The sequence below is a fragment of the Streptomyces sp. NBC_00353 genome, from assembly GCF_036108815.1.
Classification (GTDB): Bacteria; Actinomycetota; Actinomycetes; order Streptomycetales; family Streptomycetaceae; genus Streptomyces.
In genome coordinates this window covers 1,422,240-1,435,732 of the sequence record NZ_CP107985.1, presented here as the reverse complement: position 1 = coordinate 1,435,732, position 13,493 = coordinate 1,422,240, and the positions used below count along the sequence as shown (strand labels likewise).

General features: G+C 68.2%; 13 protein-coding genes. 10 read left to right on the top strand and 3 right to left on the bottom strand.

Annotation, left to right across the window (positions count from 1 at the left end):
- Window positions 1-92: 92 nt before the first annotated feature.
- The 3 genes from OHA88_RS06955 (at window position 93) to OHA88_RS44540 (ending at window position 3,990) form a co-directional block, all read left to right on the top strand.
- A complete protein-coding gene (locus OHA88_RS06955) occupies window positions 93-1,154 on the top strand; it encodes an ATP-binding protein (RefSeq protein ID WP_267008868.1) in 1,062 nt (353 codons plus the stop codon).
- On the top strand, window positions 1,151-2,968 hold the full coding sequence (locus tag OHA88_RS06950) for a vWA domain-containing protein (RefSeq protein WP_328624686.1): 1,818 nt from the start codon (window positions 1,151-1,153) through the stop codon (window positions 2,966-2,968). The genes OHA88_RS06955 and OHA88_RS06950 overlap by 4 nt, the downstream gene beginning before the upstream one ends.
- A 233-nt stretch (window positions 2,969-3,201) precedes the next feature.
- Window positions 3,202-3,990: a hypothetical protein gene (locus tag OHA88_RS44540; RefSeq protein ID WP_443044186.1), complete on the top strand. Its 789-nt coding sequence runs from the start codon at window positions 3,202-3,204 to the stop codon at window positions 3,988-3,990.
- 200 nt (window positions 3,991-4,190) lie between these two features.
- Here OHA88_RS44540 and OHA88_RS06940 read toward each other — a convergent pair whose 3' ends face one another.
- Together OHA88_RS06940 and OHA88_RS06935 are read right to left on the bottom strand one after the other, a co-directional pair.
- The gene (locus OHA88_RS06940) at window positions 4,191-4,592 is read right to left on the bottom strand and encodes a hypothetical protein (protein ID WP_328624685.1); all 402 of its coding nucleotides are present in this window, start codon (window positions 4,590-4,592) and stop codon (window positions 4,191-4,193) included.
- A gap of 118 nt (window positions 4,593-4,710) precedes the next feature.
- The gene (locus OHA88_RS06935; RefSeq protein WP_328624684.1) at window positions 4,711-5,316 is read right to left on the bottom strand and encodes a CGNR zinc finger domain-containing protein; all 606 of its coding nucleotides are present in this window, start codon (window positions 5,314-5,316) and stop codon (window positions 4,711-4,713) included.
- Window positions 5,317-6,417: 1,101 nt separating this feature from the next.
- Here OHA88_RS06935 and OHA88_RS06930 point away from each other — a divergent pair.
- The 7 genes from OHA88_RS06930 (at window position 6,418) to OHA88_RS06900 (ending at window position 12,654) form a co-directional block, all read left to right on the top strand.
- Complete coding sequence (locus OHA88_RS06930; protein WP_328624683.1) at window positions 6,418-6,891, top strand: VOC family protein; 474 nt, start codon at window positions 6,418-6,420, stop codon at window positions 6,889-6,891.
- Between the two features lie 193 nt (window positions 6,892-7,084).
- Complete coding sequence (locus tag OHA88_RS06925) at window positions 7,085-8,206, top strand: alpha/beta fold hydrolase (RefSeq protein WP_328624682.1); 1,122 nt, start codon at window positions 7,085-7,087, stop codon at window positions 8,204-8,206.
- Between the two features lie 366 nt (window positions 8,207-8,572).
- Complete coding sequence (locus OHA88_RS06920; RefSeq protein ID WP_328624681.1) at window positions 8,573-9,004, top strand: Sec-independent protein translocase subunit TatB; 432 nt, start codon at window positions 8,573-8,575, stop codon at window positions 9,002-9,004.
- A 150-nt stretch (window positions 9,005-9,154) separates the two neighbouring features.
- Window positions 9,155-9,415, top strand: a complete 261-nt coding sequence (gene tatA / locus OHA88_RS06915) for a Sec-independent protein translocase subunit TatA (protein ID WP_328624680.1) — start codon at window positions 9,155-9,157, stop codon at window positions 9,413-9,415.
- A 65-nt stretch (window positions 9,416-9,480) separates the two neighbouring features.
- Entirely contained in the window at window positions 9,481-10,359 is an 879-nt protein-coding gene (gene tatC / locus OHA88_RS06910; protein WP_328624679.1) for a twin-arginine translocase subunit TatC, read from the top strand.
- Window positions 10,360-11,323: 964 nt separating this feature from the next.
- A complete protein-coding gene (locus OHA88_RS06905; RefSeq protein WP_328624678.1) occupies window positions 11,324-11,839 on the top strand; it encodes an allene oxide cyclase barrel-like domain-containing protein in 516 nt (171 codons plus the stop codon).
- A 635-nt stretch (window positions 11,840-12,474) separates the two neighbouring features.
- Window positions 12,475-12,654, top strand: a complete 180-nt coding sequence (locus tag OHA88_RS06900) for a hypothetical protein (protein ID WP_328624677.1) — start codon at window positions 12,475-12,477, stop codon at window positions 12,652-12,654.
- Window positions 12,655-12,857: 203 nt separating this feature from the next.
- On the opposite strand, the gene OHA88_RS06895 is transcribed toward OHA88_RS06900, so the two are convergent.
- On the bottom strand, window positions 12,858-13,484 hold the full coding sequence (locus OHA88_RS06895) for a TetR/AcrR family transcriptional regulator (RefSeq protein ID WP_328624676.1): 627 nt from the start codon (window positions 13,482-13,484) through the stop codon (window positions 12,858-12,860).
- Between the last annotated feature and the right edge of the window lie 9 nt (window positions 13,485-13,493).

Sequence of the window (13,493 nt, the reverse complement as noted above, 5' to 3'; positions counted from 1 at the left end):
CACCGACCGGCCCGATATTCGGCTGCGGCGGTCCGTGGGGGCTCCCATACTGAGCGGGCTCGAACTCCCACGTCCCGAAGGAACACCTCCGCGTGCAGGCTGCCGTCACCGTCACTCCCGCCCAGATTCCAGACCTGCTGCTCGGGCTCGCCACCGTGCGGCCCGTGTTCCTGTGGGGAGCGCCCGGCATCGGCAAGTCGTCGCTCGTACGCGGCTTCGCCGAGTCGCTGGGACTGGAGTGCGTCAGTCTTCTCGGGACGCAGCTCGCACCGGAGGACCTGATCGGCGTGCCGCAGATCCGTGACGGGCGATCCGTGTTCTGCCCGCCGGAGAGCATCGCCCGCGACGAACCGTACTGCCTCTTCCTCGACGAGCTGAACGCCGCCACCCCCGACGTCCAGAAGGCCTTCTACTCGCTGATCCTGGACCGGCGGATCGGCTCGTACGAGCTCCCCGCCGGCTCGATCGTCATCGGGGCCGGCAACCGCGCCACGGACAACGCGCTGGCCAGGCCCATCGCGTCCGCTCTGGTCAACCGGCTCACCCATGTCCATCTGCGGGCATCGGCAGCGGACTGGCTGGTCTGGGCGGGGGAGAACGGCATCCACCCCTGGGTGACGGACTACCTCATCGACCGTCCCGACCACCTGTGGTCGCAGCCGCCCAAGACTGAGGAGCCGTTCTCCACGCCCCGCTCCTGGCACATGCTCTCCGACGCCCTGCACTCCTTCGGACCGGACATCGATGAGGAGACGCTGAAGGTGATCGTGCACGGCACGCTGACGCCGGCACATGCCGTCTCCTTCTGCGGCTACGCGAAGATCGTGCGCCATACCTTCGGCATCGAAGCGATCCTCAAGGGCGACGCTTCCTGGCCAGCCCGGCTCGAGGACCGTGACCTCCTTTACTACCTGGCCGAGGCGTTCCGCGGACGGCTGGTGAAGGAGCTGCCACGGCAGAAGGAGCACGTCTCGGCGTCGATGCGGCAGACCTCCTACCGGGCCAAGTCGCTGCTCGTGCAGCTTGCCGAGATCTCGGTCGAGGTCGCGCAGACTGTCATCGCGGACGACGCCGACGGACAGCCGGTACTGCCCGCCTGGTTCCTCGTCGAGGCGGCACGTGACATGCCCAGGCTGGTCGAGGCCCGGCGATGAAGACCACGGCAGGCGGGGCAAACGGCAAGGCCGGCGCGTCCGACCCGGCCGCCGAGGCGTTCGCGGCGGGGCTCGCGATGGTCAAGCGGAACCCGGCCTTCGCCGCTGTCGAGGCTTCCGTCTGCAGAAAGGCCAAGTGCGCCTTGACCCCGGCCGGGGGACTGGCCGCCGTCACCTCCAACGGCACCGTCCACCTCCACCCCAACAAGCGGGCGGATCCGGCCGAATGGGCCTGGGCCCTTGCCCACTGCCTGCTGCATCTGGGCTTCGGGCATGTGCCGGCCGCCACGGACGACCCGCGCGAGCAGCCCGACCGGTTCGACCTCGCGGCCCGCTGCACGGTCGTCAACCGCTTTCTGCTCACCTTCCCGATAGGCCGTCCCCCTGGACACCTGCCGGAGTCCTATCCCGGCGGTGACGAGGCAGAGCTCGCCGCCCGCTGGCGCCGCGACGGCATCCCCGCCGCCTATGAGCTCTGCGGCACTGCGGGCGGGCACCCGGACCAGGTCCTCACGACTTGGAGGGCGTGGAACACCTCTGTCCCGGACTGGGAGACCGCCTTCGCGCACGCCCTCACTCGGAGCGTCTCCACCGCCATGGACGTGGCGGGCGGACGCCTCGACCGGGTTACCGGGGAGCGCGCGCCGCAGCGCCCCTGGGGCCGGGCCATGAACTGGTTCGTCTCCTCGTACCCGCTGCTCGGCGGACTCGCCGCGGGCCTCACTGTCGTGGCCGACGCCGAACTGGCCCGTGCGCAGGGCATTTCGATCGCCGCGGTCAGCTCTGCCGCAGGTGAGATCTACATCAACCCACTGCGCACGTTCACCGACGAGGAATGGCGCTTCATCCTCGCCCACGAGATGCTGCACGCCGCGCTGCGCCACGGCGAACGCCGTGGTGGCCGCGACCCGTTCCTCTTCAACGTCGCGGCCGACTACGTCGTCAACGGCTGGCTCGTCCAGATGCGCGTCGGCGACATGCCCCAGGGGCTGCTGTACGACCCGGACCTGCGGGACCTGTCCGCAGAGGAGGTGTACGACCGTATCGCGGTCAACCTGCGCCGACAGCGGCGGCTCGCGACCCTGCGCGGCAAGGGTGCCGGTGACATCCTCGGCGAGGCGCTGCCGCACGCGGAGGCCCGCCCGTACACCGACCTGGACGACTTCTACCGGCGAGGCCTGGTGCAGGGCTTCGATTTGCATCAGTACGGTGAGCGAGGCCTGCTGCCGGCCGGGCTGATCCAGGAGATCCGGGCGCTGGCCCACCCGTCCGTGCCGTGGGATGCGAAGCTTGCCCGCTGGTTCGACGAGTACGTCCCCCGACCGGAGCCCGTACGGTCCTACGCCCGCCCGGCGCGGCGGCAGGCATCGACACCGGACATCCCGCGCGCGGGCCGGTACTTCCCTCCTCAGGAGACGGCCCGCTGCACCTTCGGAGTCGTTCTCGACACCTCCGGCTCGATGAACAGCACCCTGCTCGGCAAGGCACTCGGCGCCATCGCCTCGTACGCGGAGGCACGCGACGTTCCCGCGGCGCGCGTGGTGTTCTGCGACGCGGCACCGTACGACGCCGGCTATCTGCCACCGGCCGAGATCGCGGGCCGGGTTCGGGTGCGCGGCCGTGGCGGTACCGAACTGCAGCCGGGCATCGACCTGTTGCAGAGGGCCGACGACTTCCCGCCGACGGCCCCGATGCTCGTCATCACTGACGGCTGGTGCGACACCCTGCGGATCCGGCGCGAGCACGCCTTCCTGATTCCGCAGGGTGCCTCTCTGCCGTTCACACCGCACGGCCCGGTGTTCCGGTTGAGCTGAGGGTCCGGCGTCAGAGTTCCTCGTGTGGAGGTCAGAAATTCGCCGACGCCCTCCCGCCACGCTTCGCTCAGGCGACGTTGTCGGCCCGGGGTGGCTCTACAACGCCTCGAGCTTGGCGCTGATGAGCGCCAGAAGTCCTGCTGGAGTACCAGGATCTGCCCGGTGGGCCGCTGCCATTGCCCTGGGACGGTGCGGTGTGCACCCTAGTGGGAAGGGGTGCGGGGGGAGGCGCCATGAAAAGCCCGGAGGTTCCCTCACTGGTGAGCCACCGGCAGCTGGTGGTGATGCTGGAGTCTGAGGGGACGACGGAGCCTGTCGATGGCCAGGTGGATGTCGAGGAGTTCTTCCCCTGGGCTCTCCTCCAGGACAGGCAGTACAGTGCCCGGCTCCCGTCCCTGTTCCTCCTGCGGAGACCACAGGCGATCGGATTGTCTCGGGGCAAGCGCGTCCGTTGCGCGTCGGAGGAGTTCCGGCGCTGGCGGGAGGCCGCCCTCGCCTATGCCTCAGCGGTGGACCGCGTCAGTGCCGAGATGGAGACCATATGGGAGCGGGCGGCGTACGCCCGGTGGTGGATACCCGGCCATCGGCGCCGCGCCAACGAGGCATGGCACGAGTTGCAGCGGCGGTACGCCGAGCTGGTCCGGGAGGCGAGCGAGGCGTACGCGCCCGTCCGCGAGGAGATCCGCCAGGCGATCGACGCCGAGGAGGAGCGGCTCCGGGAGGTCCTCCGGAAGCACGGCCTCACGCTGGAGCAGTGGCAGCGCCGTCTGTTCCATCCGGGCCCTTCGCAAGGGCGGGGCAACCCCTCCGGCGGCACCGCGACCGGTGGCACGGGCGGCCTCGGCATCGGCGGCTTCCAAGAGCTCGTAACGGGATCTTGGATGTCAGGGCCGGCCTGGGCAAGCTCCGCCACGTTGTGGAGTAGACCCTCGCTCTGCTCCACCAGTTCAAACGCCTTGCCGTCCGCTGGGAGCGCCGCCTCGAACTCCACGACGCCCTCGTCTCGTTGGTCTGCGGATTGATCTGCTGGCGACGCCTCACGAAGGCCCATCCGTGACCTTGTTGCGAGCTCGTAGTTCCGCATCGGTGGACTTCATCTGCGCGACGGTGTTTCTTGCCAGGTACGTGTGGAGGTGCCGAGTAGCACGTGTACCGGCCGCACCCGCTCCAACACCCGTTGTGCGGCCGCGCGGTCATCGACCTCGTCACGTGTAGGCAGCGGCTACAGCGCACACCATTCGCCCAGATCGTTGGGCGCCTCTGCCTGGATAAAGTTCCGCACAAGAGCCCACGCGCGGTCGATGTTCAGGACGAAGTCACCCGTGAACTCTGCCAGGTCGTCCACGTTCAGGATGTCAACCACTGCGTCCGAGGGAGTGGCGCCGTCTCCCATGAGAAGAGAAACCGTCTCAGCGTCACTGAACCGATGGACGACCGCGTGATCACCTCGGAAGCCGAGGGTAAGCAGAGGATAGTCACTGTCCGCCAACCGGACTTCGAGGTATCCGTGCTCGCGGGCACGCAGTTGGCTGAAGCGGACCGAGAGGCCACTGACGTCCGAACGCCTCTCAACCGCTGAGAACCGCCCCGATTCCGGCGACGTCGTCGCCCAGACCACGTTCACACAACCCCCTGTGATCGGTCCCGCCCCCCAAATGCTGGCCACGACATGGTCATCAGGACCGATTCACATGATCGTGTTACGAGCTCCGAGGGGCAGAGGACGCACCGTACCTGTCAGGTCAGGTCAGGTCGGCGTTGGCAGCCAGTTCCTTCTTCCGCTGCCGATAGGCCCGCATGGATGCCCGAGAGCCGCACTTCGTGCCGCAGTAGGCGGCAGAGCCGTTCCGAGTCCGGTCGAAGAAGCAGAAGTGGCACGGCTGGTGCCGGCACGCCCGCAACCTGTTCCACATGTCGGCTTGGGCAAGTTCGGTGATGCTGGCCAGGACGGTGCCGAACAGCCCGGGGACGCCGGTCTGCGTGGTCGCCAAGGACGCCCCCGAGGCGGTGACGACCGTCACCAGCGGATACCGGGCGGCGATACCGTGCAGGTCTTCCTCGGCCTCGGCGAGGATCTCGGGCGTGATGTCCCTATCGCCGGAATGAGCTAGCAGCACGGTGATCAAGGCGTCGCGCAACTCGCGTGCACCGGCCGCGTCGGCCTCCGTGACGTGGGTGGTCGGCGTGGCCAGGCCGTTCTCCAGCAGCCATGCCTGCATGGTCTGGGCGTTGTAGAAGCGCTCCGTCAGCTGGCGGGGGCCTGAGGTGTGCGTGTTGACGAATTGCAGGACCGCATCGACCGCCGGCGGCTGGGTCAGCGGGCTGCGCTCGGTAGTGCGCGGGGGCATCGTGTCGTCCTCCTTCCTCGAAGGCAGGCTAAATCATTTGGGGTTATGACCGAAACCATTACGGTCGCAATTCTCTTCCTGTGAGATGAGCATCTCTCCCCGGGCGCGGAGCGGAGCCCGCAGGGTCGCGGCCGGGTCGCCGCCGCGGTGTGGCCGCATGGGCGATGGTGGTGTTCTGCCCGGCCGGGGCACCGTGGGGCCGCGCCCGGGTGTGCGCAGCCGTGGTGGTGGAAGCAAGGGGGCATCCCGCCCGGCGCGAGGATCGGGAGCGGCACGACGTGCCCACTCTGTCCGGTGGGGCGACAGTCTCGGTGACCGCCATCCCGTCCCGTCGCGTGGCCGGGCGGCCGTGACCAATGGCGGTGATACGGGGCGCCGAGCTGGACGGTGGGGGTGAACACGGTCGCCCCGGACTGGCGGGCCGTTCACCTTTCGGGCTGTGCTCGCGGCTGCGAGTACGCGCCGCCTGGCCGTGGGCGCGGCGTCTGCGGTCGCCGGGGCGCTGGTTCCGTCAGCGCGCTCGCCGGCATGTCGTGGAAGCGGCCGCCTGCGGCTGCCGCCGTACCTGTGATGCGGGTCGGCGGATCGCTTCGGCCGGCCGGTCGCCCAGTGACCCGTGCCTCGATGCCGCACCTGTGTCCGATGTTTCCCGACGCCGCGTGCGGCCGCGTCGGGCGGTGTGCTGGTGCCGGGATGTGGGCGAAGAGCGGCGTCACCCCTTGCCGTCCGGCCTGGTGACGGCACCCGTTTCGCGCATGGCGGCGAGGCGTCTTGGACCGGTTCGTCGTCGAGCTGCTCGCCGCGACCCTCTCTGCAGGGGGTTGCGCGTTATGAGCTAATGGCTTACGGTCCTAACTGTGACGGTATGCGAGTCGCTCGGGAAGCACGACTCAAGGGCTTCGACGACTCGGCGGTTCGCTCACGTAGTGGGCGAGTGAACAAGCACTTCACAGCCGGCGGCATCCGTGCCGACGACTGCGAACGCATCCGTCGCCGTGACCCGGGATCGGTCAGAAGAAATTGCTCTGCCGCCCTTGGTCCCCATGGACCGGTGAGTCGCAGGTGTGAGATTCACCGACATCAAGAGAGAAGGACCCTTACATGTACATGAAGTTCGAAGTCACCATGCTGCCTGTTTCCGATGTTGATCGGGCCAAGGCCTTCTACGAGCAGGTGGGATTCCGTCTGGATCTCGACAAGGCCGCCGGCGAGGACTTCCGCGCCGTGCACTTCACGCCGCCCGGCTCCGAGAGCTCGATCATGTTCGGCCGGGGGCTGATCTCCGCCGCACCTGGCTCGGCTCAGGGCCTGTACCTCGCCGTCTTCGACATCGAGGAGGCCCGTGCGGAGCTCGTCGGCCGCGGCATCGAGGTGAGTGAGGTGTTCCACGACGCCGGGGGCCTGTTCTTCCATGGCCACGAGGGTGGAGAGGTCACCCACAAGGTCGAGGGGCAGGGGCGGATTGCCGGCCTGCACCCCGACCGCGCCTCCTACGGCTCCTTCGCCACCTTCAGCGACCCGGACGGCAACGGCTGGGTGCTCCAGGAGATCAAGCAGCGCTTCCCCGGCCGCTGACACGAGTCAGTCGCCCAAGGGTGTGACGGGTCGCGCCGGCCCGTATGGCGGCCGACCCGTTCACCCCTTGCGTGCAGTCCAGGGAAGTCGGCGGCTGGATCGTCGCCACCCATATATGAGCATATGCTCCTATGTCTCGAGGTCGGCCCCCCTGCACCTTGGCACTCGGGCAATATTTGCGAAAGGAAATCTCATGAACATGTCTCCTATGGAGCCGCCGGCCCAGGAGGGCCCCGGCTCTACGCCGCCGTCGCACCGCGCGCGGCGCGGGTTCTCGCGACGCGCCTTCGTCGGCGGCGCGGCTGCTTCCGCCGCTGCCGCTGCCGGCGTCTCGCTGGTCGGCGGCTTGGCCCCGTCCGCTGCTGCCGTTCCCGCCATGCGCAGGCCGAAGGGCTTCGGCTCGGTCGCCACGGCGCCGCATCTGCCGGCAGGGTTCACCAAGACGTTCAAGAGCCGATTCGTGCAGGCCGGCGGGCTGCGCCAGCACGTGGTCATCGGAGGTGAGGGCCCGCCGCTGCTGCTGGTGCACGGCTGGCCGCAGAACTGGTACGCGTGGCGCATGGTGATGCCGGAGCTGGCCCGCCACTACACGGTCATCGCCGTCGACCAGCGTGGCATCGGCCTCACCGACAAGCCCCAGAGCGGGTACGACACCAGTACCCTCGCCAACGACCTGGTCGCTCTTATGGACGCCCTCGGTCACCAGCGGTTCGCCGTGGCCGGTCACGACACCGGTCTGATCATCGGCTACGCGCTGGCGGCGGATCATCCAGAGCGTGTCGCCCGCGTGGCACTCCTGGAGGTTCCCGGGCCCCCGACCGTGAAGGCCTCGCCGCCCCTGTTCCTCGATGAGGATCACAACAACAGGCTCTGGCACATCCCGTTCAACCGGGTCAACCACGAGCTGACCGAGAAGCTGGTCAGGGGCCGGGAAGAGATCTTCTTCGGCTACGAGTTCGAAATCCAGGGCGGACAGAAGCTGCCCGACTACGCGCGCGAGTACTACTTCCGTCTCTTCTCCGACCCCGAGACCCTGCGTGGCGGCTTCGGTCTCTACCGCGCGTGGGACGCCATCACTGCGCAGAACGCGAAGCGCATCGAGAAGAAGCTGACGATGCCCGTCCTGGCGATCGGCGGATCGGAAAGCTGGGGTGAAGCGGTCGGGGGCGCGATGAAGCCCCTCGCGAACGACGTGCAAGGCGTGGTCATCCCCGGTGCCGGCCACTGGCTCGCCGAGCAGGCCCCCAAGGAGCTGCTGTCGGAACTGACGCGCTTCCTGGCCCCGTACCGGCGCGCCGCCGGCCCGTCCCGCTAGCGCACGGCCAGACGTCCGGGCCCGCCCCGGGCGTGACGGAACTAGCTCGACCGGGCGGCAGTGTCGCCGCCTTCGAACAGCCGGAGCTCCTCACCGAAGAGCCCTGTATGTTCGCCCGGCTCCTGCGCTGATCCCACCGCAGGGGCCCTCGACCGAAGTGGTCCTGCCCGCCGGGTGTTCCGGCGGGCAGGACCGCAGCCAACGCTCTTGCTCAGTCGTACTCGGGGAGATCAGCCCCCGGGGAGCCGTACACCGTCGTGCGGCCGGCCCGCCTTCGGCAGGCTCTCCTCCGGACGACTGGCGCGCCACGGTTCGCCTCCTGTCCAGGAGCGGCGGAGCCTTCACTATCCCCGACGGGAGGCATGGATGTTTTCCGACATCGGCCCACTCGAAGTTGTGACGTTGATCGTGCTGGCCGTCATTCTTGTCGGGCCCGACAAGCTCCCCAAGATGGTGTCCGACACCGTGCGGACCCTGCGCAAGCTCCGCGAGTTCTCGCAGAGCGCTCAGGCAAGCATTCGCGACGAACTCCCCGCAGAGTTCAAGGATCTGACGCTTGAGGACCTCAACCCGAAGACCTTTGTGGCCAAGAACCTGCTGGGTGACCAGAGCCTGGGCCTGGGCGACCTGACTGCCGACCTCGGCCTCGGGGACGAACCGCTCGACAGCGCCAGGACCAACACCTCGAAGGGCCTCGCGAAGGCCGCCGCCCCCGGCCCGCCTCCCGCGGCCACCGGCCACGGGCCTATGGAAGCTACCGGCGCGGGGCACTACAGCCTCGACAAGAACGGTCCGTAACCGGGAAGGCTCACGGTCGCCCCGCCGTCGGCCCGGCCCGTCAACGCACCGACCGGCACGCAGGGCCTGGCTGTTGCATCCGCCCACAGCCAGGCCACCCGCGCAGGAGCGCCGCCCCTGCGCCTTCAGATCCTCGGAAAGGAAACCCCTATGTTCGGCAGGCTCGGAGCACCCGAGATCATTCTCATCCTCGTCGTCGTCGTGCTCCTCTTCGGCGCCAAGCGGCTCCCCGATATGGCCCGTTCCTTCGGGCAGTCGCTGCGAATCCTCAAGAGCGAGACCAAAGCCATGCAGAAGGACGACACGGACGAACCCCCGACCGTGCACGCCGCTGCAGCCCACCAGCTCGAGTCCGAGAGCCGGCACACGGCCCCGGAGGCGACCGAGGCAAACGCCTCCCACCGGCGCTGAAACGCCGAAGCCACCGACCAGCACCCGCGCGGCCGGTGCCGCACTTGAAAGGACCGGGACCGCCCATGCCGACCCAACCAGCACATGACGCCGCGCGTATGTCCCTGGGGGAGCACCTGCGCGAGCTGCGCAACCGCCTGATCAAGGCCGTCGGAGCGATCCTGCTCATCACCGTCGTTGCGGCCCTGTTCTACAAGCAACTGATCGGATTCCTCATCGATCCCCTGCCCGGCTGCGCTCCGGGCCAACCCGCCGGCGCGGAGGACGCGGGCCGCTGCGGCGTGATCTCCCTCAACGGCCTGCTGTCACCCTTCACCCTCGCACTGAAGGTGTCGATCACCGCGGGGGTCGTCGCCGCGAGCCCGGTGTGGCTGTATCAGCTGTGGGCCTTCATGGCACCAGGACTGCACCGCGACGAGAAGAAGTACACACTGATCTTCCTTGGGGCCGGCATCCCCCTGTTCCTGACCGGTGCCGCCGTGGCGTACGGAACCCTGCCCACCACGACACGGGTGCTGATCTCCTTCACCCCGGACAACGCCACCAACCTCCTGCCCGTCGACGACTTCCTCGACCTCGCCACCCGCATGGTCCTCGTCTTCGGCCTCTCCTTCGAACTCCCTGTCCTCCTCGTGCTGCTGAACCTCGGCGGCGTGATCAGCGCACGCCGGATGGCCAACTGGTGGCGCGGCATGCTCATGGGCATCGCCGCCTTCGCGGCGCTCGCCACCCCCAGCACCGACCCACTCAGCATGCTGCTGCTCGCCACCCCCATCAGCCTGCTGTACCTGGCGGCGTGCGCCATCTCCTGGTGCAACGACCGCCGCCGGCAGCGCGCCGGCACCACCGGGTCAGGCGGAATCCCGGACAGCGAGGCATCTCCCATCGACCTCACCCCGGTCCCCCTCGACGCCCCCGACGACATTTCTGTCAGCCGGTCCTGACGCGACCCTCTCAAGAAGCGGCCCGCCGCCGGTGGTCAGGGCAGTTGCTTGCGGCGAGCTCGGGAGGGCCGCAGATTGACGGAGTTTCCGCAGACGCGTACGTCGTGCCCAGAACCCGCTGTTGTTGTGCGAGCGGCTAGAACGCCACGGCGCAGTTGTTCGTAGTGACACGCCGGTTCCGGGGCACGGCAAGCAGTTCGACGACGGGCCGGTCCAAGCGGGATGACCATTTGTTTCCACCGCGGCCGCGCGCCCCCGGGCGCGGCCGTGCCCGGGACCGCTCTGCGGCGCACTGAAGATGCCCTGAGTCTGGTGTTCAGCGGGGCTGCCGCGGCAGGGGTCTGATGCCGCGTTAGGCGTGGAGTGCCGCTCGTAGGCGGTCGTTTGTCGATGCTGAGGCGCTGGATCCCGGCGATGGCGAGGTCGAGCTGTTCGGCGAGGTCCCGGTTGGTCCGTCGCAGGCGGGTGTTGTCGGCCTGGACGGTCAGGGCGATCGGAGTCGACCGGAGTCATGTCTTCCCGGCGGCCTGACTGGGTTTGGGGGATGACTCGGCCGTCGCGCGCCCGCGCCCCCGGCGATGAACTGGGGGGCATGGTGGGCGTCGCCCAAGACCTACCTCTTGCCATTTCGATAATGAGAGCATATGCTCCTATCGTCTCTATCGGTAAGCCCGGTCATGACGGCACGGCCCCGATGCAGACGGATCTCGCCGACACGTGCAACAGCCTGGCGCTGCGCAAGGTCTGCACCAGCAAGAGCATGGCTCGGCATCCAGGGCAGTCACCATCTGATCATTCGTCACCATCTTGGCGGGTGACGTAGGTTGTGTGAGTGCCGAAATGCCACCCCGACAGGGGTTGTTCACAAGTCGATCGGAGCAGGCGTCGGCCCCGCGCATCCGGGCCGAGGTTCTCGACCTTTCTGCCGCCACCGAATCGACACGTCACAGAACGGAGCGGCAAGTTGCCGACTAAATTGAAGATCAACAAGCTGCGTTACCTGAGTGCAGCCGCCGGCATCGCCACTGTCGTCGCCGGTGGCGTCGCCATCGCCCCGCTGGCGTCGGCCGACACGTCGACTTCCATCAGTGCGCATGCCGTCGACCAGCGCGCGAAAACATTCGAGCTGGTCGGCAAACAGACCTCGCTCGAAGACCTCGATCTGGGCCGGGCCGGAATCAGCCCCGGTGACCAGCGCGTCATCCACGAAGACCTCTACCGCGACGGCGAGAAGGTCGGCGATCACAGCGTCGTCTGCACCTATACCCACGTCAATCCGGCCGCGCTTCAGTGCCTGGGCACCTTCTCTCTGCCTGAGGGACAGTTCGCCGCGCAGGCGCTGCTCCACCTGCCCGCCCCGTCCTACGTCGACGTCGGCATCACCGGCGGATCCGGCGACTACCGCAACGCCCGGGGCTTTGTTCGCACGGTTCCCGCCGGTGACACCGAGAGGCACTTCACCGTCCACCTGAAGCGCTGACGGTTGGCTGTCGTGCGCCCTCGCCGCCACGGCCCGCTCATCTGACGCCTGTGCAGGTCGGGCCGTCTCGCTCGACCTGGTGACCGGCGCCGAGACGCACCTCAAGCGTGGCGGCATCGAGCAGGCGTGCGACACCGGGAAATCGGGTCCCGGATCACATGGGCGGCGTACGTCCGTCCATGTGATCCGGGGTAGCCCTCAAGTGGCACGGGCCCTTGAAGTGGTCCCTTCCCCGGCACCGCCGTGCGTTCACGCATGCCCGGTCCAAACGTTGACTGACGACTCTGCGTTGAAGTGCGCTGGTTCGGTTGCGCGCCCGAGCCCGGCCGCATCTCGTGGACAACACCACGGGACGCACTGCGTCCGGCGCCGGGGGGTGACGCCGCCACTGTCACCGTCCGGCCGCTGTGAACGGCTCATCACGGTCGGACAGTGATGAGCCACGACCCGGACGCCCTCATCGTCGCGGACGCCGGAGCCGGATTCGACGCACACCCCCCTGCGCCTTCCCTGTTGCCCATTTGGATAGTGGATGCTCTAATAAATATCCTGCTGGGTAATGACTTCGTCGAGGCGCTGCCGGATCAAGGTTTCGCCTGCGTCCGTCGGAGTCGACGACCGAGGAAAGATCGTTAATGCAAACCTTTAGGAAGGCCCTGGTCGGGGCGACCGCGAGCAACAAGGGCGGATCGGAGGGCTTTGGGTACGTCCTGGTCGACGACGGCCTCTCCGCCACCCGCGAGGAACCTGCCCTCACCACACGGCAACTCCAGCAGATCGCTCTCGACCCGGCCTGGCAACGCGCCAGTCGTTGACCCCTTCACAGCCTGAGGGGCCAACGCCCGGCTGTACAGACCTACGAGCCTTCGGAGGGCTTCTGCTCGGACTCCGATGACCCGATGCGGGTACACCCGCCACCGCAACCCACCTCGACCAACCGCCACGGCAATCACACTGGTCCCACCCGCGAAGCCCACCAGCAGACGCCAGGAAGCTACCTAAATCACGGGTATTGGCCCTAGTGGTAGTCCTTCAGTAGTGCCTGGCAGGCGGAGCGGGCGATCCAGGCCTGGGCGCGGTCGAACGGCCAGGCGCGTTCGCCGACGAGTGTCATCCAGGCGTGTGGGCCAAGGTGGAACCAGAGCACATCGACGGCCTCCGCGCGAGGGACGTCGGCGCGGAGCGCGTCGAGCGTCACGAGGCGGTCGGCCACGCGGGTGAGGGCTTGGACGTAGTCGTCGGCCCCCTTGTCCAGGACCGCTTTGACGGCGGGTTCCCCCGGGGGGTTTCGGTAGAAGAGCCCGTACACGAGGTCCCAGTGGCGTTCGTGGGTGAGCCGGGTGCCCTCGGCGGTCAGTTCGATCACGGTGCGCGGGTCGTCGCTGGCCTCGATAGCGGCGAGGTTGTCGGCGATGGCCGGGTCGGTGAGGGCCGGCTCCAGCAGGGCCGTCAGGATGCTCGGCTTGTTTCCCACGCTGGTGTAAACGGTCGGGACGGCGACCTTTGCTGCCTCCGCGATCTCCCCGATGGTGACCCCGGGATACCCACAGGCCAGGAAGAGTGCGTGCGCGCTGCTCAGGACGGCCGCACGCGTTGCGGCGGCCGAGTCGGTGCGGCGGGGGGAGTGGTACTTCCGGGTGGTCACCCGCGCATT

Excerpts from the sequence above, each read along its gene's own strand:
- OHA88_RS06950 (WP_328624686.1), top strand. The coding sequence starts at position 1,151 with ATGAAGACCACGGCAGGCGGGGCAAACGGCAAGGCCGGCGCGTCCGAC.
- OHA88_RS44540 (WP_443044186.1), top strand. The coding sequence starts at position 3,202 with ATGAAAAGCCCGGAGGTTCCCTCACTGGTGAGCCACCGGCAGCTGGTG.
- OHA88_RS06935 (WP_328624684.1), bottom strand. The coding sequence starts at position 5,316 with ATGCCCCCGCGCACTACCGAGCGCAGCCCGCTGACCCAGCCGCCGGCG.
- OHA88_RS06930 (WP_328624683.1), top strand. The coding sequence starts at position 6,418 with ATGTACATGAAGTTCGAAGTCACCATGCTGCCTGTTTCCGATGTTGAT.
- OHA88_RS06925 (WP_328624682.1), top strand. The coding sequence starts at position 7,085 with ATGAACATGTCTCCTATGGAGCCGCCGGCCCAGGAGGGCCCCGGCTCT.
- OHA88_RS06920 (WP_328624681.1), top strand. The coding sequence starts at position 8,573 with ATGTTTTCCGACATCGGCCCACTCGAAGTTGTGACGTTGATCGTGCTG.
- tatA (WP_328624680.1), top strand. The coding sequence starts at position 9,155 with ATGTTCGGCAGGCTCGGAGCACCCGAGATCATTCTCATCCTCGTCGTC.
- tatC (WP_328624679.1), top strand. The coding sequence starts at position 9,481 with ATGCCGACCCAACCAGCACATGACGCCGCGCGTATGTCCCTGGGGGAG.
- OHA88_RS06900 (WP_328624677.1), top strand. The coding sequence starts at position 12,475 with ATGCAAACCTTTAGGAAGGCCCTGGTCGGGGCGACCGCGAGCAACAAG.